The 24,920-nt window shown below is 59.0% G+C and carries 22 protein-coding genes; 11 read left to right on the top strand and 11 right to left on the bottom strand.

The window, feature by feature from the left end:
- Positions 1–23: 23 nt before the first annotated feature.
- The 10 genes from EDC28_RS03785 (at position 24) to EDC28_RS03740 (ending at position 14,389) form a co-directional block, all read left to right on the top strand.
- Positions 24–1,430, top strand: a complete 1,407-nt coding sequence (locus EDC28_RS03785) for an ATP-binding protein (RefSeq protein WP_123420726.1) — start codon at positions 24–26, stop codon at positions 1,428–1,430.
- A 419-nt stretch (positions 1,431–1,849) separates the two neighbouring features.
- Positions 1,850–3,691, top strand: coding sequence for an amidohydrolase (locus EDC28_RS03780; RefSeq protein WP_050658623.1), 1,842 nt, complete (start codon positions 1,850–1,852; stop codon positions 3,689–3,691).
- A gap of 51 nt (positions 3,692–3,742) precedes the next feature.
- Positions 3,743–4,126 (top strand): DoxX family protein, encoded by a 384-nt coding sequence (locus EDC28_RS03775; RefSeq protein WP_123420725.1) that lies wholly within the window; start codon positions 3,743–3,745, stop codon positions 4,124–4,126.
- Complete coding sequence (locus tag EDC28_RS03770; protein ID WP_123420724.1) at positions 4,126–5,439, top strand: alginate export family protein; 1,314 nt, start codon at positions 4,126–4,128, stop codon at positions 5,437–5,439. Before EDC28_RS03775 ends, EDC28_RS03770 begins: the two co-directional genes overlap by 1 nt.
- Before the next feature lie 187 nt (positions 5,440–5,626).
- Positions 5,627–6,706 (top strand): 4-hydroxyphenylpyruvate dioxygenase, encoded by a 1,080-nt coding sequence (gene hppD / locus EDC28_RS03765; RefSeq protein ID WP_050658620.1) that lies wholly within the window; start codon positions 5,627–5,629, stop codon positions 6,704–6,706.
- Positions 6,699–7,832, top strand: a complete 1,134-nt coding sequence (locus EDC28_RS03760; RefSeq protein WP_123420723.1) for a homogentisate 1,2-dioxygenase — start codon at positions 6,699–6,701, stop codon at positions 7,830–7,832. The genes hppD and EDC28_RS03760 overlap by 8 nt, the downstream gene beginning before the upstream one ends.
- Complete coding sequence (locus EDC28_RS03755) at positions 7,829–8,809, top strand: fumarylacetoacetate hydrolase family protein (protein WP_050658618.1); 981 nt, start codon at positions 7,829–7,831, stop codon at positions 8,807–8,809. Before EDC28_RS03760 ends, EDC28_RS03755 begins: the two co-directional genes overlap by 4 nt.
- Positions 8,806–9,444, top strand: a complete 639-nt coding sequence (maiA, locus tag EDC28_RS03750) for a maleylacetoacetate isomerase (protein ID WP_050658617.1) — start codon at positions 8,806–8,808, stop codon at positions 9,442–9,444. Before EDC28_RS03755 ends, maiA begins: the two co-directional genes overlap by 4 nt.
- Positions 9,445–9,575: 131 nt before the next feature.
- On the top strand, positions 9,576–13,361 hold the full coding sequence (locus EDC28_RS03745) for a response regulator (protein ID WP_170164014.1): 3,786 nt from the start codon (positions 9,576–9,578) through the stop codon (positions 13,359–13,361).
- Positions 13,358–14,389 carry an HD-GYP domain-containing protein gene (locus EDC28_RS03740; protein ID WP_123420721.1) on the top strand — a complete coding sequence of 344 codons (1,032 nt, stop codon included), beginning with the start codon at positions 13,358–13,360 and terminating at the stop codon, positions 14,387–14,389. Before EDC28_RS03745 ends, EDC28_RS03740 begins: the two co-directional genes overlap by 4 nt.
- Here the strand turns inward: EDC28_RS03740 and EDC28_RS03735 are convergent.
- The 6 genes from EDC28_RS03735 to EDC28_RS03710 all read right to left on the bottom strand — a co-directional run bounded on the left by EDC28_RS03735 (position 14,374) and on the right by EDC28_RS03710 (position 18,445).
- A complete protein-coding gene (locus tag EDC28_RS03735; protein WP_123420720.1) occupies positions 14,374–15,111 on the bottom strand; it encodes a dioxygenase family protein in 738 nt (245 codons plus the stop codon). The two genes, EDC28_RS03740 and EDC28_RS03735, sit on opposite strands and share 16 nt — an antisense overlap.
- A 10-nt stretch (positions 15,112–15,121) precedes the next feature.
- Positions 15,122–15,505, bottom strand: a complete 384-nt coding sequence (locus tag EDC28_RS03730; protein WP_050658613.1) for a DoxX family protein — start codon at positions 15,503–15,505, stop codon at positions 15,122–15,124.
- A gap of 82 nt (positions 15,506–15,587) precedes the next feature.
- On the bottom strand, positions 15,588–16,499 hold the full coding sequence (locus EDC28_RS03725) for a LysR family transcriptional regulator (RefSeq protein ID WP_123420719.1): 912 nt from the start codon (positions 16,497–16,499) through the stop codon (positions 15,588–15,590).
- The gene (locus EDC28_RS03720; RefSeq protein WP_123420718.1) at positions 16,496–17,119 is read right to left on the bottom strand and encodes a TIGR01621 family pseudouridine synthase; all 624 of its coding nucleotides are present in this window, start codon (positions 17,117–17,119) and stop codon (positions 16,496–16,498) included. Before EDC28_RS03720 ends, EDC28_RS03725 begins: the two co-directional genes overlap by 4 nt.
- Positions 17,112–18,188 carry a winged helix-turn-helix domain-containing protein gene (locus tag EDC28_RS03715; protein ID WP_244946535.1) on the bottom strand — a complete coding sequence of 359 codons (1,077 nt, stop codon included), beginning with the start codon at positions 18,186–18,188 and terminating at the stop codon, positions 17,112–17,114. Before EDC28_RS03715 ends, EDC28_RS03720 begins: the two co-directional genes overlap by 8 nt.
- A gap of 62 nt (positions 18,189–18,250) precedes the next feature.
- Entirely contained in the window at positions 18,251–18,445 is a 195-nt protein-coding gene (locus EDC28_RS03710) for a YwbE family protein (RefSeq protein ID WP_050658609.1), read from the bottom strand.
- 425 nt (positions 18,446–18,870) lie between these two features.
- Here EDC28_RS03710 and EDC28_RS03705 point away from each other — a divergent pair, with 425 nt between their 5' ends.
- Complete coding sequence (locus EDC28_RS03705; RefSeq protein WP_123420716.1) at positions 18,871–20,091, top strand: type III PLP-dependent enzyme; 1,221 nt, start codon at positions 18,871–18,873, stop codon at positions 20,089–20,091.
- 505 nt (positions 20,092–20,596) lie between these two features.
- Here the strand turns inward: EDC28_RS03705 and EDC28_RS03700 are convergent.
- From EDC28_RS03700 to EDC28_RS03680, 5 genes are all read right to left on the bottom strand, one after another.
- The gene (locus tag EDC28_RS03700) at positions 20,597–22,225 is read right to left on the bottom strand and encodes an adhesin (protein WP_123420715.1); all 1,629 of its coding nucleotides are present in this window, start codon (positions 22,223–22,225) and stop codon (positions 20,597–20,599) included.
- 115 nt (positions 22,226–22,340) lie between these two features.
- Complete coding sequence (locus EDC28_RS03695) at positions 22,341–22,778, bottom strand: methyltransferase family protein (protein ID WP_123420714.1); 438 nt, start codon at positions 22,776–22,778, stop codon at positions 22,341–22,343.
- A 17-nt stretch (positions 22,779–22,795) separates the two neighbouring features.
- Positions 22,796–23,131: a DUF4870 domain-containing protein gene (locus EDC28_RS03690; RefSeq protein ID WP_244946534.1), complete on the bottom strand. Its 336-nt coding sequence runs from the start codon at positions 23,129–23,131 to the stop codon at positions 22,796–22,798.
- Between the two features lie 17 nt (positions 23,132–23,148).
- Positions 23,149–24,396, bottom strand: coding sequence for an MFS transporter (locus tag EDC28_RS03685; protein WP_148049798.1), 1,248 nt, complete (start codon positions 24,394–24,396; stop codon positions 23,149–23,151).
- A 56-nt stretch (positions 24,397–24,452) separates the two neighbouring features.
- Positions 24,453–24,794 (bottom strand): VOC family protein, encoded by a 342-nt coding sequence (locus EDC28_RS03680; protein ID WP_050658604.1) that lies wholly within the window; start codon positions 24,792–24,794, stop codon positions 24,453–24,455.
- Positions 24,795–24,920 lie beyond the last annotated feature (126 nt).

The raw sequence follows: 24,920 nt of genomic DNA, 5'->3' as shown, positions 1-24,920 counted from the left end.
GGCCAGGAAGCTGATTGCGTTAGATGACAATGCAAATTAAAACCCCAACTGACAACTTGGCGCTGCGTTTCGGGCCCTTTTTGTTCTATCCCGAGCAGCGCCTCCTGACCGAAGACGGCCGTGCCCTTAGCCTGGGGGGACGGGCTATGGATATGCTGCTGGTGCTGCTTGAGCGCCGCGGCGAGACGGTCAGCAAAGAAGAGTTGATGAAGGCTGTTTGGCCCACCTCCGTGGTGGACGAGATCAGTGTCAGGGTCCATATCGCGGCGCTACGCCGGGCTCTGGGAGACAGCCACCGCAAAGAGCTCTATATCACCACCTTGCCGCAAAAAGGCTACCGTTTTAGCCGCGATGTTACTCTCGTCGCCGCTGCAGAGCCCCCTGCCGGGCCCCGCAAGTGCAACCTGCCGGCCCTGCTCAGTACCACCGAAGGCCGGGAAGTCGAGATAGACAAAGTGGCTAACTTGCTTACCCAGCGCCGCCTGCTAACCATTACCGGCCCTGGCGGCATAGGTAAAACTACGGTGGCTATTCGGGCGGCGCAGCGCCTTAAGGATTTCTTCAGTGATGGCATCCATTTCCTCGATTTGGCCTGCCTTGACAGCAATGACGATCTCTCCCAAAGCCTTTGCGAGCTGTTGCGGGTGGAAAAAAGCACCTTGCCGGGGCATTTGGCAAAGCAGCACATGCTGTTGGTGCTGGATAACTGTGAGCACCTGGTCAGTGAGTCAGCTTTACTGGCCGAATCCCTGCTGGGAAGCGCTGATAACCTCACCATCGTTGCCACCAGCCGAGAGCCCTTCAGAGCCGATGGCGAGAGCGTAATGCACTTAGGCCCACTGCCTTATCCGGTTGCCTCAGACGTCCTTACGGCGCAAGAAGCCCAGGGTTATGCGGCAGTGCGCTTGTTTGTCTACCGCTGCCAATCTAGGCTGCCAGACTTTGTGCTCAACGACGACAATGTTGCCGATATCTGCGCCATTTGTCGCCGTTTAGACGGCTTGCCGCTGGCGCTGGAGCTAGCGGCGGTGCACATCGATGTATTGGGGCTCAGAGGTATTGCCATGCAATTGGAAGAGGGGGTTAAGGTCCTTAGCCAAGGTAAGCGCACGGCCATGAAGCGCCACCAAACCCTGCAAGCGGCCTTGGACTGGAGCTATGGCATGCTTGAAGCGTGCGAGCAGTCCTGCTTTCGCACCTTGTCTATCCTCAACGGCTCGTTTTCACTGGAACAAGCGCTGGAGCTGCTCGATGCCCTGGATTGTGGCTCGCGCTCCCGAGCGAGGCTGTTGGAGGCGGTTACCCAACTGGTGACCAAGTCCCTGGTGGAGGTTGAACGCGGCCGCGAGGAGGTGCGTTACCGCCTGCTGGACACCACCCGCAGTTACGCCTTGGACAAGCTTAAACAGCGGGAGCTGGCCGAGGGGTAACTGGCTGATTTGTAATTTTTTTTTAAGGCCGGCCTTTGCCGGTCTTTTTTGTCTTTAATCCCGCCCCATGTCCGTTAATCGCAGGCCTCTTTTAATATCAAATAGTTAGCGGCGTTTTTTGCCGTGGTGGTTGATCCTCGTTAACCACAAATAACGGTACTTAATCCATCGATGGGTCAAGCTCAAGCTGTAGCAAGATGGTTTTTGAACTGAGCTGGAGTGGTGATGATTTTAACGGGCCGTTTTCGCCCCTTTAACTTTTCGAGTGCTTGCCGCGCCGGCTTTCTCTTTGTGTCTTCTCTGCTGCGGGCACACCCCATACCCCATCGCCTCAGAAAAGCCGCCGCGTTAAAGGCGGTCCTTCCCTGGTTGTATTTTACTTTTCCTGGTTAGCCAGGTGCGTTGAAGAGGAATGTTCGATGAATGCTGATGTAATTTTTAAAAATGGCCGCATCCATACCGTGGATAGGGAAAAACCCCAGGCCAGCGCTGTTGCCATCAAAGACGGGCGCTTCCTGGCGGTGGGCAATGACGCCGATGCCATGATGTTCTGCGGCAAGGAAACCGAAGTGGTGGACTTGCAAGGCAGAACCGTCATTCCCGGCCTTAACGACTCGCACTTGCACCTTATTCGCGGTGGCCTCAATTACAACCTGGAGCTGCGCTGGGAGGGCGTGCCGTCTTTGAGCGACGCCTTGGCCATGCTCAAAGCCCAGGCCGACCGCACCCCCACGCCCCAATGGGTGCGGGTGGTAGGGGGCTGGAACGAGTTCCAGTTCGCCGAGCGCCGTATGCCAACCATTGACGAGCTTAACCGCGCCGCGCCCGACACCCCGGTGTTTGTGCTGCACCTTTATGACCGGGCGCTACTGAACCGCGCCGCCCTTAAGGTGGTGGGTTACGACAAAAACACCCCCAACCCGCCGGGCGGTGAAATTGTCCGTGATGCCAGTGGTAACCCCACCGGTATGCTGATCGCGCGGCCCAACGCCATGATCCTCTACGCCACCCTGGCCATGGGGCCCAAGCTGCCGCTGGAATACCAGGTCAACTCCACCCGCCAGTTTATGCGCGAGCTAAACCGTCTCGGGGTGACCAGCGCCATTGATGCCGGGGGCGGTTTTCAAAACTACCCCGACGACTACCAGGTTATCCAAGAGTTGGCCGATGCCGATCAACTGACCATCCGCATTGCCTACAACCTCTTTACCCAAAAGCCCAAGGAAGAGCTGGCGGATTTTCAAAACTGGTCCAAGCAGGTTAAGCCGGGCCAAGGTACCGACTTTTTGCGCCATAACGGTGCTGGCGAAATGCTGGTGTTCTCCGCCGCCGACTTTGAAGACTTCCTCGAGCCAAGGCCGGACTTGGCCCCCAGCATGGAAGCAGAGCTGGAGCCCGTGGTGCGCCACCTGGTGGCCGAGCGCTGGCCGTTTCGCCTGCATGCCACCTACGACGAGTCCATCTCGCGGATGCTGGATGTATTCGAGAAGGTGAACCGCGACATTCCCTTCGACGGTTTGCCCTGGTTCTTTGACCACGCTGAAACCATCAGCCCCCAGAACATTGAACGGGTTCGCGCCTTGGGCGGCGGCATTGCCATCCAAGACCGCATGGCCTTCCAGGGCGAGTACTTTGTTGACCGTTACGGCCCTAAAGCCGCCGAGCAGACGCCGCCCATCAAACGGATGCTGGCCGAAGGGGTGCCGGTAGGCGCCGGTACCGACGCCACCCGGGTGTCTAGTTACAACCCCTGGACTTCCCTTTACTGGCTGGTGTCAGGCAAAACCGTGGGTGGCCTCAACCTCTACCCCGAAGGCTTGGACCGCGAACAAGCCCTGGCGCTCTTTACCCATGGCAGCGCCTGGTTCTCCTCCGAGCAAGGCAAGAAGGGCCAAATCAAGGTGGGGCAACTGGCCGATATGGTGGCGCTGTCCAGCGATTACTTCCGTATCGACGAGGAAGAGATCAAGTGGATTGAGTCGGTGTTGACGGTTGTCGGCGGCAAAGTGGTGCACGGCTCTGACGAGTTCAACAAACTGGCGCCGCCAGTGGTGCCGGTGCTGCCGGACTGGTCCCCGGTGGCCATGGTGCCGGGCCACTGGCGCCCCAACCTGGCCGAGATCCAAGCCACCATGCACCAGTGTTGCGGCTCTTGTTCCGTGCACGGCCATGATCACAACAAGGCGCGGTTCTCTGATGTCCCGGTCAGCGATTATCAAGGCTTCTGGGGTGCTTTCGGTTGCTCTTGTTTCGCATTTTAATCTTGCCAAGGCCCTGTCACACAGGGCCTTTTTCTTAAACGAGGATTTGCGGTGAACGGTTATCTGCTTTTAGTGCGCGTCTTGATGAGCGCCGTGTTTTTATTCAGCGGTTTTGACAAGCTCTTTGACTGGGCCGAAGCCCAGCGGGAAGTGGTGGGCTTTGGCCTGCCGATGCCGGCTTTTTTTGCCGCCGCCACCATCGTGGTGCAGCTGGGCGGCGGTTTGAGTGTGTTGCTGGGCTTTTATACCCGCCTTGGCAGCTTGCTGCTGATGGCCTTTACCGCCGCGGCGACGCTGCTGGTGCATTGGCCTGTGGGCGCGCCCAACCCCACCATGGCGCTCACCACCAGCCTTGAGCACCTGGCCATTATTGGCGGTTTTGTGCTGCTGATGGTGACCGGCCCAGGCACCTTGGCGCTGGATGGCAGACGCTGATGCTGCTGGTATCCCTGCTATTGGCCGCCCAAATCCTATCGCCACCGGCGCTGACAAAGCTGCGCCAAGACGAGGATTGGTCGGTCTGGTGCGCCGATAAACCGCAGGGTTACCCCCATAAGTGCCTCAGACCTACCGCCGACAGCCTATTGAGCCTGGGCGGTGAAGTGCGCTATCGCTATGAATTTACTGACGATCCTGTTTGGGGTGGCGATCCGCAGGATGACCACGGCGTTTTTATGCAGCGTTACGTGGGCTTTGCCGATTGGCACCTTGGCTCCCGTTGGCGCCTCTTTGGCCAAGTAACCAGCGCCATTGCCGACGGCAGGGCGGCCGGGCCTTCGATACCTGACCAAAACCGCCTGAGCGTGCAGCAATCTTTTGTGCAATATGCGGCGAAGGATTATCGCCTGACCCTTGGCCGCCAAGAGCTAAACCTTGGCTCGGGCCGGCTCTTGGATGTGCGTGAAGGCCCTAATGTCCGGCGCCGCTTTGACGCCGGCGTGGTGAACTGGCAGCTCGGCGATTGGCAGTGGCAGGGCTTGGTGGCAAGGCCTTGGCGCTTTAAAACCGGCAATTTTGACGACCGGGTTGATCACAGTCAGGGGCTGTGGGGCTTTTACGGCACAACTCGCGGGCCACTATCCGGCAACCTTGACCTTTATTACCTTGGCTATCGCAACGAGCATGCCCGCTATGCCCAGGGGCAAGGGGTTGAGCTTCGCCACACCCTCGGCACCCGGGTTTTTGGCGACGCTGGCCCCTGGTCATGGAACTGGGAGTTTATCTACCAGTTCGGCCGCTTTGACGGCGGCGACATTCGCGCCTGGAGCCTTGCCAGCGATACCCGCTATCGCTTTAGCGCGCCACTTGCCCCCGAGCTTGGCCTCTCTGCCAACGTTGCCAGCGGCGATAAAAACCCTAACGATAACAAGCTGGGTTCTTTTAACGCCTTGTTCCCAAGAGGCAATTACTTTTCGGAAATGGCGCTCTTGGGGCCGCGCAACTTCTATAACTTGCACCCTTATCTTGGGTTGAACCTGACCCCGACTCTGGTGCTGACCACCGAGCTCGATTTCTTTTGGCGCCTTGAAAAGGGCGACGGCATCTATGGTCCAGCCGGCCAGTTGCTGCGCCCCGCTTATTCGTCGGGTTCGCGTTACGTGGGCACCGAGTTTGCTGCCAATTTCACCTGGACGCCCCTTCGCGGCCATTTACTGACTGCGATCTACGGCCACTCTTTTCCGGGCCCCGCCCTTGGGGATGCCGAAGACGAAGACTTCCTCGAGCTGACCTGGCAGTACCGTTTCTAACCCCCTGTAGCGTAAAGTTGCCACCCCAAGAGGCTCCCCAGGGCCTGCTGGCTGGGGTTTTGACGGCTGTATTTCTAAGTTGACGCATTGCTGGTTGACGCGCACGTAAAGCACGGGGTTCCCCCAGGCTGAGCGGCGCGTTATACCAAAGAAAAGGCAAAGACCTGAACTCAACGAGGAATGCAGCATGTCAGTCGATACCACCTACAACCCCCTTGGCACAGACGGCTTCGAGTTTGTCGAATACACCGCCGCCGACGCCGAGGGCATTGAGAAGCTCAAAGCCCTCTTTACCTCCCTTGGCTTTGCCGAAGTGGCCAAGCACAAGCACAAGGATGCCTGGCTGTATCGCCAGGGAGACATCAACTTCATCGTTAACGGCCAGCCCCACAGCCACGCCCTGGAATTTGCCAAAAAGCACGGTCCCTCGGTGTGCGCCATGGCGTTTCGGGTTGCTGACGCCAAGAAAGCCTTCGAACACGCGGTGGCCAGCGGCGCCAAAGCCTACCCCAACCCGGTAGGGCCGATGGAGCTCAACATCCCGGCGGTTTACGGTATCGGCGAGTCCTTGCTGTTCTTTGTGGACATGTACGGCGAGAAAGACATCTACCGCATCGATTTTGATTTCTACGACGACTACAAGGCGCGCATGGCCCGTGCCAATGCCGGCCTTTTCGAAGTGGACCACCTGACCCACAACGTGCACCAGGGCAACATGGCGGTGTGGGCTGATTTTTACGAGCGCATCGGTAATTTCCGCGAAATTCGCTATTTTGACATCGAAGGCAAGCTCACCGGATTGGTGTCCAAGGCCATGACCGCCCCGTGCGGCAAAATTCGTATTCCCATCAACGAATCGTCCGACGACAAGTCGCAAATCGAAGAGTTTTTGCGCGAATACAACGGTGAAGGCATCCAGCATATCGCCCTGACCACCGACAACATCTACAAGACCGTGGCCGATCTGCAGGCTCGCGGCACCAAGTTCATGACCACCCCGGTAACCTACTACGAGCGGGTAAACGACCGGGTGCCCGGCCACGGCGAAGACTTGGCTCGCCTGCAGGAGCTCAACATCCTGATTGACGGCATGCCCAGCAAAGACGGCATCTTGCTGCAAATTTTCACCGAAACCGTGATTGGCCCGGTGTTCTTCGAGATCATCCAGCGCAAGGGCAACGAAGGCTTTGGCGAGGGCAACTTCAAGGCCCTGTTCGAGTCCATCGAAGAAGACCAAATTCGCCGCGGAGTGCTGAGCGATGCGTAAATGGGCGTCCATTCCTCACCGTGAGGGTATTCATTCGCGCCAGGCCCATGCGGACCTGCCCGAAGAGGGCCTCTATGAGCGGGAGATGGGAAAAGAGGGCTTTTTCGGCCCCACCGCCCATTTGCACCATCGCCATGCCCCCACCGGTTGGGTGAGCTGGGAAGGGCCGCTGCGGCCGCGGCTTTTTGATCTCAACCAAGTGAAGGGGGAGGGCAACTCCCCCTGGCATGCCGATTTAATTTTGCACAACGCCCATTGCCGTTACCGGCTGTGGCGCCCAAGCGGCAAGATGGAGCGCCTGGCCCGTAACGCCGACGGCGACGATCTGCTGTTTGTTCATGACGGCGAAGCGGAATTTTTCTGCGACTTTGGCCACCTGACGCTTCGTGACGGCGATTACCTGATGATCCCCCGTGGCACCATGTGGCGCCTTGAGCCCAAGGCCCCGATGACGGTGCTGATGATAGAAGCCACCAACGGCAGCTATCAGCTGCCCGACAAGGGCCTAGTGGGGCCGCAAGCCATCTTCGACCCGGCGGTGCTGGATGTGCCGGCCATGGACGAGGCCTTCAAGGCCCAGCAGGGCGAGGAGAGCTGGCAGCTGGAGGTGAAACGCCACAACCAAGTGAGCGTTATTACCTACCCGTTCAACCCCTTGGATGCCATCGGCTGGCATGGCGAGCTGTGCGTGCTGCGCCTTAACTGGCGCGATATCCGGCCGCTGATGAGCCACCGCTATCACCTGCCGCCAAGCGCCCACACCACTTTTGTGGCGCCGCGCTTTGTGGTTTGTACCTTTGTGCCAAGGCCTATTGAGTCGGACCCCGGCGCCCTCAAGGTGCCCTTCTACCACTCCAATGACGACTATGACGAAGTGCTGTTCTACCACGCCGGGGATTTTTTCAGCCGCGACAACATCGAGCGCGGCATGATGACCTTCCACCCAGCCGGTTTTACCCACGGGCCGCATCCCAAAGCCTTTAAAGCTGGCATGGAGTACAAGAAAAAGGCCACCGACGAGGTAGCGGTGATGCTCGATACCCGCGACGCCCTGGACGTGGGCGACGCCGCATCGGTCACCGAGAACGCCAATTACGTGAACAGCTGGAAGGGAGAGGCCAAGTGAAGCTGGCAACAATCAAGGACGGCAGCCGCGACGGCTGCCTGGTGGTGGTCAACAAGGCCCTCAATAAAGCGGTGAAGGTGGCAGACATCGCCCCGACCCTGCAATATGCCCTGGATAACTGGCAAGCTCTGGCGCCGCGCCTAAGCGAGATGTACCTCGCCCTTAACCAGGGCGCGCTGGCCGGCGCTTTTGCCTTTGACGAAACCCAGTGCCACTCGCCGCTGCCGCGCGCCTACCAATGGGCCGACGGCTCGGCCTATGTGAACCACGTGGAGCTGGTGCGAAAGGCCCGTGGCGCCGAGATGCCGGCAACCTTCTGGACCGATCCCTTGATGTACCAGGGGGGTTCTGACAGTTTCATCGGCCCCCGTGACGACATTGCCCTTGGTAGCGAAGACTGGGGCATTGATTTTGAAGCGGAAGTGGCGGTCATTACCGACGACGTGCCCATGGGCGTCAGCGCCGAGGACGCCGGCCAGCACATCAAGCTCATCATGCTGGTTAACGATGTGTCGCTGCGCGGCCTTATCCCCGGCGAGCTTGCCAAGGGTTTTGGCTTTTTCCAGTCCAAACCCTCCAGCAGCTTCTCGCCGGTGGCCATCACCCCCGACGAGCTGGGCGATGCCTGGCAGGGCGGCAAGGTGCAGCTGCCGCTGGTTAGCCACCTTAACGGCAAGCTGTTTGGCGAGCCTCAGTGCGGGGTCGATATGACCTTCAACTTCGACACTCTGGTGGCCCACGCCGCCAAAACCCGGCCGCTGGGCGCTGGCGCCATTGTCGGCTCCGGCACCATCTCCAACTACGACCGCAGCAAGGGATCGTCTTGCCTGGCCGAAGTGCGGATGCTCGAAACGTTGGAATTTGGCGCCCCCAAGACGCCCTTTATGAAATTTGGTGACCGGGTGCGTATCGAAATGCTGGACGCCCGCGGCCAGAGCCTCTTTGGCGCCATCGACCAGCAGGTGGTTAAGGGATGACCCTCTACGGTTACTGGCGGTCATCGGCCGCCTACCGGGTGCGGATCGCCATGGCCATCAAGGGCATTGACTGCGAGCAGCGCGCCGTGCATCTGGTCAAAGATGGCGGCGAGCAACATGGCCCGGTTTACCGGGCCTTAAACCCTGCCGAACTGGTGCCCACCCTGGTGGACGGCGAACTGGTGCTGAGCCAGTCCCTTGCCATCATGGAGTACCTGGAAGAAACCCAAGGCGGCCCGGCATTGTTGCCAAGTAATCCTGCCGAGCGGGCCCGGGTGCGGGCCTTTTGCCAGGACATCGCCTGCGATATCCACCCGGTCAACAACTTGCGGGTTCTGCAATACCTGCAAGGGGAGCTGGGGCTGAGCGACGGCCAAAAAGACGACTGGTATCGCCACTGGCTGGCCGTCGGTTTTAGGGCTTTAGAACAGCGCCTTGAGGCCAGCGCCGGGCGCTACGCCTTTGGCGATACCCTGACCCTGGCCGATTGCTGCCTGGTGCCCCAGGTGTATAACGCTCGCCGCTTCAAGGTGGACATGGCGCCGTACCCGACCCTCAATGCCGTCTGTGCCCGGCTTGAGGCCCTGGACGCTTTCATTGCCGCTGCCCCCGAGCATCAACTGGACGCTCATTGAAAAAAGTCGGCGCCATGCCGACTTTTTATGCACTTTTGCTTCCCCTTAATTTTTCTGCTGCTAAATTCTGATTGAATCGCCGTCGGCAGGGAAAAACGATGACAATAAAGAACTTAACGTTAAGGCAGCGCTTGTTAGCCAGTCACCTTGCGGTGGTGGTGATGGTGCTGGCGGTGTGTGCCGTCTTGATTGTCGCCCTGGGTCGCCCCGACCAAAGCACCTCGGCCATAGAGCACAAGGCCGAGCACCTGACCGAACTGATTGAGCAAGCCGCCAGGGTAGCCGAAGATAGCGCCCGTATCCTGGAGCTGGCCGACCTTGGCAGCCCTTCCTTTCGCAGCGGTTTGGTCAAACAGAACGTCGACAGCCATAAAATGGTGTTTGGCTCGGCCCTGGCCTTTTTACCGGAATTTCAGCCCCCCGGCCCCATCAAGGCTCCCTACGCCTATCGCAGTGGCAACAAGATATTGCTGACCGATCTTCGTGAAGCCTACGACTTCACCCTCGGCTCCCAATGGTTTATCGAGCCGGTTAGGGTGCGCCAGCCAAGATGGTCGACGCCGTATTTTGACGACGGCGGCGGCAACATCTGGATGATCACTTACTCGGTGCCCATTTTCCGGGGCGAGACGGTACTGGGAGTGATGACCATCGATATCGCTATCGACGAGTTGGCGGCGGCCAATGGCGACGGCAAGACTGAGCTGCTGGGCCCCAAGGGCAACCCCCTTAACCAGCTCAATGAAGAGTTAAGTGGCCCGGCGCTGCCTATCGGTCACACTGGTATTTCCATGCGCTGGCAAGGGCCTGAGCAGCAGCGCAATCTCTGGGCCTATCTGGCTAGCCTGCTGGTTTGTCTGGGCTTGGCGCTGCTGGCGATGCGGCTGTTAATTCGCGTTCATACCAAGCCGCTTTATTCCCTGGCCTGGGGCTTTCGCCAGTTGCAAAAAGGCAAGCCGACCTTGCCCTTGGTGCCTCATGGCGCCCCTGAGCTAAAAGAGCTGGCGGTGAGCTTTAACCGCTTGCAGGGAGGCGCACAAATCTCCGATAAGGCCACCATTGCTAGCGCCTTTATCGAGCATCTCCCCGGGGTGGCCTACCGCGCTGATGGTAGCGGGCAGATCCAGTTTATTAACCCTTATATCTTTGATTTAACGGGCTTTGGCGAAGACGAATTTCTTAAAGGTGAGCGCTTGTTGCTATCCCTTGTGCACAGCGACGACAGGGCTCGTGTCCAAGAGACCATCGATGAGGCCATCAAGCGCCGGGTGCCTTATGCCGTTGAGTATCGTCTTGAGCACCGCCTTGGCTCCCAGCGCTGGGTAGCGGAGCGGGGCGACCCGGTTATAGGCGACGACGGCCAGCTGCTGGGATGGGACGGCGCCATTTTTGATATTGCCGATAGGCAGTCGGCACGAGAACGCCTGGAACGGCGTGAGCAACTGCTGACTGCCATTTTTAAGGAGGTGCCTACCGGCCTTGCCATGGTCAGTGAAGACGGCAAAATCGCAGAGTCCAACCCGGCCTTGGCAGACCTGCTGGGCCTGTCTGGCAGTCAATTGAAAGGGGCTCTTATCAGCGCCTTTTTCCGGCCTAAAGACATGCACTTTATCCGCGGCCAGTTGGAGCTGTTGCAAAAAGGGGAAGGGGATTTTACCTGGGAAGGCGAGCTTATCAGTGCCCAAGGCAAGGGCCGTTGGGTGCAGCTGGCGTGGCGCAGCCTGAGCCTTGGCCGCAGCGTGCTGGTGGTGACCGACATGGACACCCGCCGCGCCATGGAGAAGCAAATTCAAGAGGCCAAAGAAGAGGCCGACCAAGCTTCTAAAGCCAAAAGCGACTTCCTGGCCAATATGAGCCACGAAATTCGCACCCCCATGAACGCCATCCTCGGCTTTGCACAACTGGCCCAAGAGCAAGAAGGGGCCAGCCCCTACCTGGGGAAAATTCAGCAGGCCTCGAAAACCCTGCTGCGGATCCTCAACGACATCCTGGATTTCTCCAAGATTGAAGCGGGCAAGATGTCCATTGAGAATGTCGATTTCCGCCTGGACGATACCCTGGCCAACCTGCGGGACATCTTTGCCGATACCGCCGCCCAAAAGCATATCGAACTGGTGCTGAATCTGATGCCAGATTGCCCCAATCAGCTTAAGGGCGACCCCCACCGGCTGACCCAGATCCTGATGAATCTGGTGTCCAACGCCCTTAAGTTCACCGAAAAGGGGGAGATCGTTATCGGGGTGCAGCAAAGCAAGCCCGGCTGGCTGCAATTTAGCGTGCGCGACACCGGCATCGGCATGACCCCGGATCAGATAAGCCGGCTCTTTGGCGCCTTTAGCCAGGCCGACAGCTCTACCACCCGCCGCTATGGCGGCACTGGGCTGGGGCTTGCCATCTGCCAACGGCTTTGCCAACTGATGGGGGGCGAGATAGAAGTGCGCTCCGAGTTTGGCCGCGGCACGCTGTTTGGCTTTTCCCTGCCTTTGGTGCCCGAAGGCAGCCAGAGCGACTTGACCCAGGTGGCGGCCTTGCAGGGCTGCCAGGCCCTGGTGGTGGATGATAACGAAACCCAGTTGGCAGTGCTCGAAGGACTGCTGAGCGCTTATGGTTTTGTTGTGCGTAGCGCCCTTGATGGTGAGAGCGCCTTGCAGATGATGACCCAGTCCATGCCGCAGCTGCTGCTGGTGGACTGGCAAATGCCGGGCATGGATGGCATCGAGCTTATCGAGAAGGTTAAAGCGCTGCCCACGCAGCCCAAGGCGATGTTGATGGTGTCGGCCTTTACCGACGACGCCCTGGTGCAAAAGGCCACGCCCCTTGGGGTCAAGGAAGTGCTGCTTAAACCGGTCAGCCCCTCCACCTTGTTTGATGCGGTCTGCGAGGCTCTTGGCGAAGGCACCGGCCGCTTGCCGGTGCGCCGGGCCCCGGACGGCAACAGCCTGCGCTACCCGGCCCTGGCCGGTAAGAAGGTGCTGCTGGTGGACGATAACGATCTCAACCGGGAAGTGGCCCAAAGCTTCCTGACCAAGGCCGGCATTCAGGTGCTGGTGGCCAAAGACGGCCAGGACGCCCTGGATCGCCTGACCAACCGCGACGTCGACCTGGTGCTGATGGATTGCCAGATGCCGATCATGGACGGCTATGAGGCGACCCGCCGGCTGCGCCAATCGCCCAAGTGGCAAGACTTGCCGGTGATCGCCATGACCGCCAACGTCATGGACAGCGACAAGAACCTCTGTCTGGCGGCGGGCATGAACGACCATATCGGTAAACCGCTGGACGTGCCGGTGATGTTCGAGGTGATCGCCCGCTGGCTGGGGGTGGAGGCCGAAGTGGAGGCGCCAGCCGCGCCGGTTGCCGCCCCCGACTGGCCGCAGCATCCACAGCTAAATGTCAGCGAGGGGTTAAGGCGGGTGATGAACGATGCCGGGCTTTACACCAAAGTGCTGAGCCGCTTTGCCAGCCAGGCGCCCGCTATGCTGACCTCAACCGACCCACAAAGCGACCTTCGCCAGCTCCACACCCTCAAGGGCTTGCTGGGCAGTCTCGGCGCCAACGCCCTGGCTGAAACGGCGCGCCAGCTTGAAGGCCGCGCCAGAGGCGGCGAACCCACGGCGCCGCTTCTGGCCAGCCTTAATGAAGAGATGGCGGGGCTGCTGACCGCCATTGACGCTTGGCTGCCCGAGGTGCCGCCGCAAGCTATGCTGGTCGCCCTTGATGACCATATCAAAACGCGCCTTGGCGCTTTGCGCCCGGCCCTGCAAGCGGCCGATGCCAGCGCCCTTGACCTCTTGGAGCAGCTCTTGGCTGAGCGGCCAGAGCTGGGGGCTACCCTGAGTGAACTGCGCGCAAGGCTTGAGCGTTTTGATTTTGACCTAGCGCTGGCCGAACTGGATACCTTGCTGGAGGAGGCATGAAAGAAGCCACGTTGTTGCTGGTGGACGATGTGCCGGAGAACCTGCATATCCTTCGCGAGTCGTTAAAGGATCTGTACCACATCAAGGTGGCGACCCAGGGCACCAAGGCCCTGGCTTTGGCCAAGGCCGAGCCTCGGCCCGACCTTATCCTGTTGGACATCATGATGCCTGACATGGACGGCATCGCCGTTTGCCAGGCCCTCAAGGCCGATCCCTTGACCCACAGGGTGCCGGTTATTTTCGTCACCGCCATGGGCGAGGTGGAAGACGAGGCCAGAGGGCTCTCGGTGGGGGCGGTTGACTACATCACCAAACCCATCAGCCCGGCCATAGTGCGGGCCAGGGTGGCCACCCACCTGCGGCTTTATCAGCAGGAGAAAAACCTCGAAGCCCTGGTGCGTGAGCGCACCCGTGAGCTTGAAGAAACCCGCGAAGCGATCATCGTGCGCTTGGGCCGAGCGGCGGAGTACAAAGACAACGAAACCGGCATGCACGTGCAGCGCATGAGCCACTACGCCTATGAGCTGGCGCGGGTGCTGGGCATGCCAGAGGACTGGGCGGTGCTGCTGCGCATGGCCGCGCCCATGCATGATGTGGGCAAGATTGGTATCCCCGATGCCATCTTGCAAAAGCCGGGCAAGCTCGATGACAGCGAGTGGCTGGTGATGCGCACCCACCCGGCCATTGGCGCCGAGATTTTAAAAGACGACACCTCGCCGCTGATGACCATGGCCTGCAAAATCGCCCTGACCCACCATGAAAAGTTCGACGGCAGCGGCTACCCCAACCGGCTCAAGGGGGAGCAAATCCCTCTGGAGGGGCGGATAGTGGCGGTAGCCGATGTCTTTGACGCCCTGACCTCAGAGCGCCCCTACAAAAAGGCCTGGTCTATCGAAGAGGCCATGGCTCTTCTCAAAGAAGAAGCGGGCCGGCATTTTGACCCGCAAGTGGTGGCGGCCTTTGACCAAGTGGTGGACAAGGTGCCGCAAATCCGCGCTGCCTTTGCCGACGCTCAGGAAAAGGCGTAGCAGTCCATGGCAAGGATGCCGTGGCTGATGGAGTGATGTAACAGCTCAGCTTTGCCCCCTGCGCCCATGGCCACTAACAGCGGCAGGAAATGCTCTGGGGTAGGGTGGTTGGCAAGGGCTTGTGGGCCTTGTTGCCAATTGAGCAGTGCGTCGTTATCCCCCTGTGCCAGGCGCTCGCCAACCCAATCGCTAAAGGCCGTCACCCAAGGAGGCGCCGCGCTGCCGTCTTGTTGCAAGGCGCGAAGGTTGTGGGTGAGGCTGCCCGAGCCGATAACCAGCACGTTTTTTTCCTTGAGGTTCTTGAGCTTCTGGCCAAGGGCGTAAAGCTCGCTGTTGCTCCAGTTAAGGGGCAGAGACAGGCTCAGCACCGGGATGTCGGCGTTGGGGTAGAGCAACGACAGCGGCACCCAGGCGCCGTGGTCCATGCCTCTTTCTACCGAGGTGGCGCCCAGGGTTTGGGCCAATTCTTCGGCCAGGGCCGGCGCCCCTTGGGCCGGGTATTGCTGCTGATAGAGGATGGGCGGAAAGCCGTAAAAATCGTGGATGGTTTCCGGCTTTTGGCTGTGGCTTACCGCCAGGCCCCGGGTGGCCCAATGGGCTGACACCACCAAGATGGCATCAGGCTGATAACGCGTTCCCAGCTCAATTAAAAAATCCCGAGCGGGCCCTGGGGTCAGGGCCAGCATCGGGGAGCCATGGGAGATAAAAAGGCTCGGTAACATGGTATGTGCCTCAGGCGAAACGCTTGTTAAGGACCAGGGCGCCGCCGCCAAGACCGGCTTGCACCAGCAGAGCCAGGGCCCAGAAGGCAGGGAATTCCCAGCCGCCACCGGTGTTTGAGAACACCCAGCCGTTAGCGGCGTGCACTGACAAGGCGCCCAGCAGCAGCGGGATAAAGGCCAGGCTCACCCAGCGGGTGTAAATGCCGAGGATAAGGGCGCTACCGCCGGCCACTTCGGCAAAGATGGTCAGGTAGGCGAAAAAGCCGGGAAAGCCCACCGATTCGAAGTACCCCACGGTACCGGGAAGGGTGAAGACAAAGATTTTCATCAAGCCGTGGGCCAGGGCCATCACCCCAAGGGCGATGCGAAGCAGAGATGCGGCGTAACTGTTCATGGTGTCACTCCAAATTCGTGTCAGGAAGATGGTGTTCACTTTAGGTGTGATTGATTTGAAGATAATCACCATGAGCGGAACATCATTGGTTCTTATTTGCGGGCAATGTCCTTTCCCAATAAGGAGGGGAGCCCCAGGCGGCCGCCAGGAAGTCTAAAAACACGCTCACCTTAGCCGGCAGGTGATGGCGGGCCGGGTAGATGCCGTAAATACCGATTTGCGTCTCCACCTGCTCGGCCAACAGTACCTTGAGCCGACCACTGCGGATACTGTCATCCACCAAAAAACTGGGCTGGTAGGCAATGCCAAGGCCGGCTTCGGCGCCGTGATTAAGCACTTCGCCGTTGTTGCTCTCAAGGGCGCCGGCCATGGTGATGCTGGTTTCACCGAGCTGCCAGTGGGTGCCCCGTGAGCCGCGATAGCGAAGCCCCTGGTGGTGGCCTAGGTCGGCAATGCTTAAAGGCTCGCCATTGGCGGCAATATAGGCCGGAGAGGCCACCAGCAGCATTCGGCAGCTTGTCAGTGGCCGGGCCACCAGGCTTGAGTCTTCCAACGCGCCGATGCGGATGGCCAGATCGAAACCTTCTTCGAGCAAGTCTACCTGGCGGTCGCTCAAGTCCAGCCGCACCTCAAGCTCGGGGTGCTGAACCATAAACTGGGCCACCAGCGGCGCCAGATAACGGGTGCCAAAAGACATGGGGCCGTTGACCCTGAGCCGGCCCGACACCTGGGTGCTACTTTGGTGCAGCTCGGTTTCGGCGTCATCGAGCTGCTGCAAAATGGCCTGGGCCCGGGCAAGGTAGCGCTCGCCGGCTTCGGTAAGGTGTAGGCGCCGGGTGGTGCGCTGCAACAGCCGCACCTTGAGGTGTGCCTCCAGTTGCTTCACCAGTTTTGACAACTGGGTGCGAGACATCTCCAACTGCTCGGCGGCGCGGGTGTAGCTTTCCAACTCGGCCACTTTGACAAAGGCCTGCATGGCGGCCAGCAGATTCATGGCGCTTCTCCAAAAGGCAGCGGCGCCTGGGTAATGAAATCTGGCGCGGCGGTAATGGTGACTTGCTCGCCAAAAGCTTCAAAAGACAGGGCATAGGCGTGGAGACACACCCGCTCAAAGGCGCTACCGCCGTACAAGTCGTCCCCCAAAATCGGCGCGCCCAGGCTCTTCATGGCCACCCGCAGCTGGTGGGTCTTGCCGGTTTGCGGCCACAATCGGTAGAGGCGGCGGCCGTCGCCAAGGGCCGTGGAGTCAAAGCGGGTGATGGCAGGGTTCGCTTGGGTGCGCAGCAAGCGCCAGGCTCCGCGGCGGGCCTTGGTCATGTCGCCTTTAATAAGGCCTTGCTTCTTGCCGGGCTTTTTGTCGGAAAGGGCGAGATAACACTTGTTTATCTGCCGCGCTTCAAAGAGGCGGCCCAGTTCGGCGGCGGCGTCGCTGTCTTTGGCGAAGAGCACCAGGCCGGTGGTGACTTTGTCCAGGCGGTGCACCGGCCAGAGCTTGCAGCCGAGGGTGGATTCCACCTCGACGAAAAATCCCGGCCCTTGTTCGGCATGAAAACTGGCCGCTTGGGTCTTGTTGACGATGACAAAGCGCGGACAGTCGTAAATCAGCTCAAACAAAAGCCACCTCCGGTAATTGATGAAAACGGGCAAAGTCCTTGAGCGCCTTGTGAAAGCTGGCCTCAAGGGCGGCGCCGGGCTTTTGCTGCCAGTGCAGGGCTTTTACCCGCAGCACCCCGGCTGGCCGGTCGGCTTTGAGATCGGTGACGCCCACCAGGGCGTCGCCATAGAGAATGGGCAGGCCAAAGTAGCCGTAGCGGCGCTTGGCTTCGGGCAGGTAGCACTCCAACTGGTAGTCAAAGCCAAAGAGGCGGTTAAGGCGTTTTCGCTGCAGCACCAAAGGGTCAAAAGGGGAGAGTAGCCGCACCTTGCGAGGCGCTGGTGGCGGCTCGTGTTGGGCGTCACTGGCCAGCATCAGCTCGCCGGCCTTTTCCACCAACTCGCCACTTTGGCGCATGGCCGCTACCGCCGCTTTCACCAAGGGGCCGTCGCCCCGGCGAAGGTAGGCTATCTCTTCTACCCGCCCCAGCCCCTGGCTTGCCATAAAGCAGTGCACCAGATGGCGGCCGTAGTCGAGGTCGCTGGCGCGGCAAGTTTCCACCGAGCTTGGGAGTAGGCGCTCAGGCAGGTCAAACACCTTTTGAAAGCCGTCCCTGTGGCTGACCATCAGCTCCCCTTCGTGGAAGAGTTGCTCAAGGGCCTTTTTTTCGTCCGACCATTGCCACCAGCCGCCTTTGGCTTTAACAAAATCCGAGGCTTTGAGCGGGCCTTCGGCGCGCACTCTATCCAGTACAAAGCGGCACAGCTTGGCGTTTTTTTCAAACCAGTGGCGCTGGCCCTCGCGAATGCGGTCCATCCGTATCCGGGCAAAACGGTAGCTGCTCATGGGCAGGTAGGCAGCGGCGTGAGACCAATACTCGAATATCTCCCGGCGCTGCTCGGCGCTGGCCAGCGCGCTTTCTTGGTAGCGGGGCAGGCGGTTATAGAGCTGGTGGTGATGGGCGCGGCAGATCACCTGGATGGCATCAAGTTGCAGGGCGCCGAGGTTGGCAATCAGCCCAGCCAGGCCTTGCTGCCAGGGCTGATAAAGGTGCTGGCGGGCCAGCACCAGCGCACGGGTTGGGTCCATGTGTGGTGTCATTTTTAAAGACGAAGGCTCAGCCTACCACGGGTGGGTTGGCGGGCAAGGGCTCAGTCGTGAATGACCTTGACCCGGCCAACCTGGCCGTCTTCGAGGCGCACTTTGATGCCATGGGGATGGCGGGCCGAGTTGGTGAGGATGCGCGCCACCACCCCTTGGGTCAGGGCGCCACTGCCTTGGTCTTCTTTAAGCACCACCGACACCTTGGCACCGATGTGGATCTGAGAGCGTAAGGTTCCTTGCATGGGTTTTACTGGGCCGTGAAATCAAAACGCCATTGTAAACGACATCGCCTGGCAGGTTCAGCAAAGCTGCGCGCTGGGTATCCATCCGATTTGGGTGGCTTGTTATGCTTGGCTTGGTTGGGGGTTCGGCCCTGTTTTATTGCTGTGTTTATAGTGTGGTTTGTTTGTTATTTCATTTAAAAACAAAGGCTTATTTTGAGGTTATGAAAAAAGTGCCTGCGTAGAGGAAAAAACGGTTGCGTGTGAATTTTTTTGCCCTAATATTCGCGCAGCTTTCTGGAGATAGCCAATCCAAGTACATCGTGCTTCGACGACAAGGCAAAAGAGCAACTACCCAGGAGTGATTGTTGGCTGCTAGCTAAGAGCACTCACAAACGCTCGACCCAGCGTGGTTTTTGTTGTCTTTATTCTTGTTGGGAGGCCCTATGTCCGTCTCAGGCTTTGCTCCATCCGTTGCTGACGCATTCGGCGCACAAACTACCTCAAACACCACCGAAATCGAGCTTATCGAGTCTCTGGCCCGCCGCTACGGTGCGCCTTTTCTGATGCTCGACTGCGACATCGTCCGCCACCAATACCAGGCCCTTAAAGCGGCGCTGCCCGGCGTTGAGCTGCACTTTGCCCTCAAACCCCTGCCGCACCCGGCTGTGGTGAGCACCCTGCTGGCCGAAGGCGCCTGCTTCGACCTGGCCACCACCGGTGAAGTGGAACTGGTGCGCGACCTTGGCGTGCCGGCTGATAAGACCATCCACACCCACCCCATCAAGCGCGACCGCGACATCCGCGACGCCCTGGAATATGGCTGCAAGGTATTTGTGGTGGACAACATCAACGAGCTGGAAAAATTCATCCCTTACCGTGATGAAGCCGAGCTGCTGGTGCGCCTGAGCTTTCGTAACCCCAATGCGGTGTCGGATCTGTCCAAAAAGTTCGGCTGCTCTGAAGAGGGCGCCTACGCCATCGTGACCCGCGCCGCCGAGCTTGGCATTACTATTCGCGGCCTGTCGTTCCACGTCGGCTCACAAACCCTGGACGCCGATAAATACGTGCACGCCATCAACCGCTGCAACGCCGTTATCCGCGGTGTGGCCGAGCGCGGCTTGCCGGTCTTGAAGGTACTGGATATCGGTGGCGGCTTCCCGGTCAGCTATGACGACAACACCGTCGACATCGACAGTTTTTGCGCGCCTATCCGCAGCGCCCTGGCCGAACTGCCGGCGGCGGTGGCTGTAATTGCCGAGCCTGGCCGCTTTATCGTGGCCCCGGCCATGACCTCGGTGGCCTCCGTGATGGGCCAGGCCGAGCGTGATGGCGAAACCTGGTATTACCTGGACGACGGCATCTACGGCTCGTTTAGCGGCATTTTGTTTGACCACGGCCACTACCCGGTGGACGCCCTGTACTGGCAAGGGGAGCGTTTCCCCTCGGTGCTGGCCGGCCCCACCTGCGACAGCATCGATGTGATCGCCGAGAAAATCATGCTGCCCAAGCTCAACAATGGCGACTTGATTGTTGGCCGGATGATGGGGGCCTACACCTCGGCCACCGCCACCGAGTTCAACTTCTTCAGAAAGGCGCAGATCATCGTGCTCAACGAGTTCATGCACGATGCCAGCCTGGCGCCGGTGGTAACCCTCGAGGTTTAACCCTAGCCAAAAGAAAAAGGCGCCAGTTGGCGCCTTTTTTCATGGATAAAAAAGAGGGCTTTCGCCCCCTGGCCTGCCTTGCGGGAAAGGCATTTACGCCAACTGGTTGATGCCCCTGAGGCTCAAGAGCATCTGCAAGCATTTCTCACCCTCTATCCCTAACAACTTGTTTTTGTTGCCTTAGCTATATCGCAAGGCTGGATAAAAGGGTCTTGAATCAACGTGAAAGAAAGTGAATTTGCTGCCAGCGCCTGGCTGGCGGCGGCCCTAATCACAAAAAAGGGACGTTCAATAAGGCAAGCTTGGCCGCGTTGATAGCACCAAGGTCTTTGCCTTTGGCCTTGGCGCTTAAGGGACCGCTTTCACTAAGGCCTGTTTTATTGCAAGAAGAGTAGCCCTTACCTCCTTAAGATTTGATGATGTGGGCCGATTGCAAGGCTTACGGCGGGGCGGCGTGAAAAGGGGGGGCATTTAGCCCCCCATAAACACCCTGCCATGGCAAGGGTCAGGGAAGGGTTGCAACCAGAGTCCCTTCCAACAGGAAACTGGCTGGGTTGTCGGCATCATTGGCATCGGTAAGGCTAACCAATACCGCGCCAGCCGGGCCGCGAATGCTGGTTATGGTCCACTGCCATACCTGGCTGTCACCGCCGCTTTCAAGGTAGAGGGTGGCACTGCTGGTAATGCGCCAGGATATCTCCTGAGTCGTCTCTTCTCCTAACGCCAGGGTGCCGACACCATTGTCATTTAGCACCAGCCGGGCTTCCACGGCGCTGGACTCATCGGTCAAGGCCGGCAGGCTCAACGTCCAATCCCCCAAGGCGCTGTTGTTGTCAAAACCCTGATAGCGCTCTAGCTGCACGTCTTTGGTGGCGGTGTTGTCGTCGCTGAACAGTTCGGCGCTAAAGGTGCCGATGCGGGCAAAGCCAAAGCTGCCTTCGTTATCGTCGGTAAAGGTCAGTTCGCCCCAAGGGTGGCGCTGCAAGAACTCGTTGAACTGATCGCTACCATCTTCAGCGTTGTAAAGGCCGCCGGCCCCGTCGCTGTCGACACTGGCGCCGGTGACCATCAGCATGCCGTCTACCAGGGTATAGGTACCAAACTCCCCTGAAAGCGGCTCGTCTTCCTGGTTATTGGTGTGGGCGATGACGTATTCACCCCCTGGTAGGAAGGTCAGCACATTGGTGTTGTCGTCTTCGTATTCATAGAGGAGCCAGGCGCCAACCAAGGGATCTTGGTGGTCTTTGATGCGGGTAAAGGTGACAAGATCGCTGGCATCGTCGGTGAACTGCAGTTGAAAGCTGTCGCCGCTTAGTACCAGGGTGCTGACCGAGCTGCCTTCGTCGGGGTCGTAAAGGCCGCCCCAACCATCGGACTCGGCGATGGCCACCACGGTTATCTCACCGCTTTGTGGGTCCCAGTCATACTCCCCAAACTCTACCGAGCCGGCGGTCTGGCCGTTGGGTTCGTCCGGCTCGTCGGCGTGTTCGTGGATCATGATGTACAGGCCATCCTCGAGGAAGGTCATCACGTTACGTTTGCCTTCCCCTTCGCTAAATAGCCAGCTGCCTCGCAATTGGCTTTGCAGGCTGTCTTGGAAGTGGCTCTTGGCGGCGTTTTCCGATACCAGTGTTAGCGCGGGGTCGATGCTGGCCAGCACCGACCCCACCTCGATATCGAAGCTGGCTGATGCCAGGTCCAGGGTGGTGCCGGCAAAGGTGGCCGCCACATCCGGACTGATGTTGATGCCGTTGGCAGGGTTGCCATCCATATCAAGGGTTTGCAGCAATTGCAGGATATTGGTGGCGGTAGTGTCGTCGCCGCCAGCGATATCTGCCGGTGTCACCTGGCCGCTGGCCAACACTGCCGGGAAAGCCAAATCACCCAGGAAAAAGGTCACGCTTTCCCCTTCTACGTAGGCAAATTCGCCGGCGCTGTTGGTGGTGCCTTCCTGGCTGGCGGTGCGATAACCGATACCGGCCACTGGGCTGTCGACAAAGACCCCAACACTCACCACGGGGGCAGGTGTTGGGGGTGGGTTGGCAGATACCGGAGTATCGTCACCGTCGCTGCCGCCGCAGGCGGTTAACAAGGTGGCTAAGCAGAGGCCGCTAGCCCATTCGCGTGTTTTCATGAAAGCTCCCTGTGGGATAGTGTGTCCTGAAGCCTCTGCTATAACCCAGGGCGGACTCAAAGGAGCTTTAAACAACGTGAAGAAAAATGATCTCTTCTAAAACAAATGGTTAGACTTAGTACCAGCGGCGCACGCGGGCTTTGTAATCCTGGTACTGCTGGCCAAATTTTTCGGCTAGGTACTTCTCTTCGCTACGGATAACCAACAGCCACAGCATATAAAGGGTTACTGGCAACATCACCAGGGCGAAGGGGCTGGCAAGCCACAGCGCCAGCCCCAGATAGGCAATGGCAAGGCCCAGGTACAGAGGGTTTCTTGAAAACCGATAGGGCCCTTTTACCACCAGTTGGGTGGGTGCTTTGCCAGGCATGACTGGGGTTTTGGCCAGCAGCAGGGTGGCAACGGCCCACAGGCTGAGCAGCAGCCCAAAACCGATAAGCAGCCAGGCCAGGGGTTTTAAGGGAGTAGGGTAGAGCTGGTCAAGGCCCAAGCCAATGCCAAAGCCGGCGATCAGTATCAGGGGCGGAACAAAGGGAATACCCGGGCCTTTCATGGCGACTCCTTAACGGTTTAGAGAAAGCGTATGGCAAAGGGGTAGCGAAAATCCTGGCCATCGGCGGTTTTTATAATAGCCAGTACCACCATCACGACGTTGAACAAGGCGCAGACCGCCAGCAGCAAGATGCCGACAAAGACCAGCACCAGAATGCCGGAGATGAGGTAAGCGATCAGCATGGTGATTTGGAAATTGACTGATTCCCGGCCTTGCTGGTCGATATAAGGAGAGCTGTCTTTTTTGAGGGCCCAGACCAGCAGCGGTCCAATGAGATTACCAAAGGGGATCACGTAACCGGCAAATGCCAGGGCGTGGCAGGCAATAGCCCAGTTTTTTGTTTCTGCGTCCATGTTGTTGTCCTTCATTATCAAGCTTCTTCCATTGTCCATGCCGACCAGGCTGCCAAGAGGGCAATCAGGCTTAGCCCCAGCACTAGCCAGCGAGTATCGATAATGCTCGCCAGCAATGCGCTGAGTGCACCGGCCAACAGCAGCATCATACCAATCAAGGTGTTGCTTAGTGAAACCAGTACCGCCCTGTTGTGTTGGTTGGCCATGTCGATGACATAGGTTTTTCGCCCCAGCCGGATGCCCGCGTGGGCAAGGTTGGTGGTAAAAATCAGCAATGCAAATCCAAGGCTGCTAGCCCCCCCAAACCACCAGGCGCCAAGGCCGGTGGCAGCGGTGATGAGGGGCGCCAGATACAGCACGGTGCGGCTGGATTTGTCTGCAAGGTGGCCCCAGATGGGCCCGCTGATAAACCCGGCCAGCCCGGAGGCCAGCAATAAAGCGCCCAGGGTGCGTAGCTGATGGGGCGATTGAAAGCTCAAGCTAACCAGAAAAGGCGTCATCAACGCGCTCGACAGCAGCAAGGTGCGGGTCAGCAAAAAGCGGCGAAACTTGCCCATCTTAAGGGCCGCTCGAAAGGCGTGGCGAATATCGACGTGTTCTTGCGCGCCGCTCTCTACATCCCCTTCAAGTTCAGGCAGTTGCTGGTAAATAGCCGCTGCCAGTAGCCAAAGGCCAGCACCAGCAATCAGCAACGTGCCGAGGAGCTGCTGCTCGGCGTTATCTAAAAGACCCAAGCTCAGGGCCGCGCCAAAGACCAGCAAACTGACCCCGCCGACACTGGCTGCCAGGCCTGAGACTTTACCCCTTCGGCTTTTGGCAATGGTTTTGCCCTGCACATCCTTAATGGCCACCGAGCAAACGCCCCTTGCCAGGCTAAAAAGCGCCAGCAAGGCAAGAATAAGGCCGCCAGCCAGGATGCCTTTACAGCTCAGGGCTACGATACCCATGGCCAGCACCGCCAGGCCTTGCAGTAGCGAGCCTGCGCTCCAGAAGGTTTTGCGGATGGCGTGTTTTCTCATCCGGCTGGCCACGAACATTTGTGGCAACAGCGACAAGGACTCGCGAATGGGTACCAGCCAGGCCACCATGGCCGCCGGCGCGCCGAGTGCGCCCAGTAGCCAGGTCAGGGTGAGCTTGGGGTCAACAAGGCCGTCGGCGGTTTTGGTCAAGGAAAGGGCGACAACATGGATAACCATGCTTTTGGATTGCCGCTGGCGGGCCGGCTCGCTGATATCCGAGGTCGGTTTGTCTTTGGCGTTATCCAAGGCCACAGCACGCCTCGCCCTTACCGCCTTTTAGATGGCTATTCATGGTTGATGGTTTATTTATCGCTCCATACCGCCAACATATTGCCGTCCGGGTCGGCAAAGTGAAAACGCCGGCCGCCAGGGAAGCTGAAGATAGGCGCAATAATGCGGCCCCCTTCGGCTTCAATCTGCTGCAATTTGGCTTCCAGCTCGGGGTGGTAGATCACTACCAAGGGGCGCCCGGCGGGAATGAAGTTGTCCTGACGGGCAAAACCGCCTTTGAGCTTGCCGTCGTCAAAACTGCTGTAATCGGGGCCGTGATCGGTAAATTCCCATTGGAAGACCTGGCTATAGAAGGCTTTGATTTTTTTCAGATCCTTGGCGGGAAACTCGATGTAGTCGATGTGGTTTCTCATAACCGGACTCCGTGTTTTTGAAGGCTGCCAGCATAGTATCAGAGCTTTTGGCTTGCATGATGCTGTATGAAAAGGGATTAAAAACGCCCCTTTAAAATCACTCACTATACTTGGAGTTAAAGCGGC

This window comes from Gallaecimonas pentaromativorans, assembly GCF_003751625.1.
In the GTDB taxonomy this organism is placed as follows: domain Bacteria; phylum Pseudomonadota; class Gammaproteobacteria; order Enterobacterales; family Gallaecimonadaceae; genus Gallaecimonas; species Gallaecimonas pentaromativorans.
Note: the sequence above shows the minus strand (reverse complement) of the source record. Positions and strands in the feature narration are given on the sequence as shown.

Bases quoted from the DNA above. Each gene is read 5' to 3' on its own strand.
- EDC28_RS03785 (WP_123420726.1), top strand. From the start codon at position 24: ATGACAATGCAAATTAAAACCCCAACTGACAACTTGGCGCTGCGTTTC.
- EDC28_RS03780 (WP_050658623.1), top strand. From the start codon at position 1,850: ATGAATGCTGATGTAATTTTTAAAAATGGCCGCATCCATACCGTGGAT.
- EDC28_RS03770 (WP_123420724.1), top strand. From the start codon at position 4,126: ATGCTGCTGGTATCCCTGCTATTGGCCGCCCAAATCCTATCGCCACCG.
- hppD (WP_050658620.1), top strand. From the start codon at position 5,627: ATGTCAGTCGATACCACCTACAACCCCCTTGGCACAGACGGCTTCGAG.
- EDC28_RS03760 (WP_123420723.1), top strand. From the start codon at position 6,699: ATGCGTAAATGGGCGTCCATTCCTCACCGTGAGGGTATTCATTCGCGC.
- maiA (WP_050658617.1), top strand. From the start codon at position 8,806: ATGACCCTCTACGGTTACTGGCGGTCATCGGCCGCCTACCGGGTGCGG.
- EDC28_RS03740 (WP_123420721.1), top strand. From the start codon at position 13,358: ATGAAAGAAGCCACGTTGTTGCTGGTGGACGATGTGCCGGAGAACCTG.
- EDC28_RS03735 (WP_123420720.1), bottom strand. From the start codon at position 15,111: ATGTTACCGAGCCTTTTTATCTCCCATGGCTCCCCGATGCTGGCCCTG.
- EDC28_RS03730 (WP_050658613.1), bottom strand. From the start codon at position 15,505: ATGAACAGTTACGCCGCATCTCTGCTTCGCATCGCCCTTGGGGTGATG.
- EDC28_RS03725 (WP_123420719.1), bottom strand. From the start codon at position 16,499: ATGAATCTGCTGGCCGCCATGCAGGCCTTTGTCAAAGTGGCCGAGTTG.
- EDC28_RS03715 (WP_244946535.1), bottom strand. From the start codon at position 18,188: ATGGACCCAACCCGTGCGCTGGTGCTGGCCCGCCAGCACCTTTATCAG.
- EDC28_RS03710 (WP_050658609.1), bottom strand. From the start codon at position 18,445: ATGCAAGGAACCTTACGCTCTCAGATCCACATCGGTGCCAAGGTGTCG.
- EDC28_RS03705 (WP_123420716.1), top strand. From the start codon at position 18,871: ATGTCCGTCTCAGGCTTTGCTCCATCCGTTGCTGACGCATTCGGCGCA.
- EDC28_RS03700 (WP_123420715.1), bottom strand. From the start codon at position 22,225: ATGAAAACACGCGAATGGGCTAGCGGCCTCTGCTTAGCCACCTTGTTA.
- EDC28_RS03695 (WP_123420714.1), bottom strand. From the start codon at position 22,778: ATGAAAGGCCCGGGTATTCCCTTTGTTCCGCCCCTGATACTGATCGCC.
- EDC28_RS03690 (WP_244946534.1), bottom strand. From the start codon at position 23,131: ATGGACGCAGAAACAAAAAACTGGGCTATTGCCTGCCACGCCCTGGCA.
- EDC28_RS03680 (WP_050658604.1), bottom strand. From the start codon at position 24,794: ATGAGAAACCACATCGACTACATCGAGTTTCCCGCCAAGGATCTGAAA.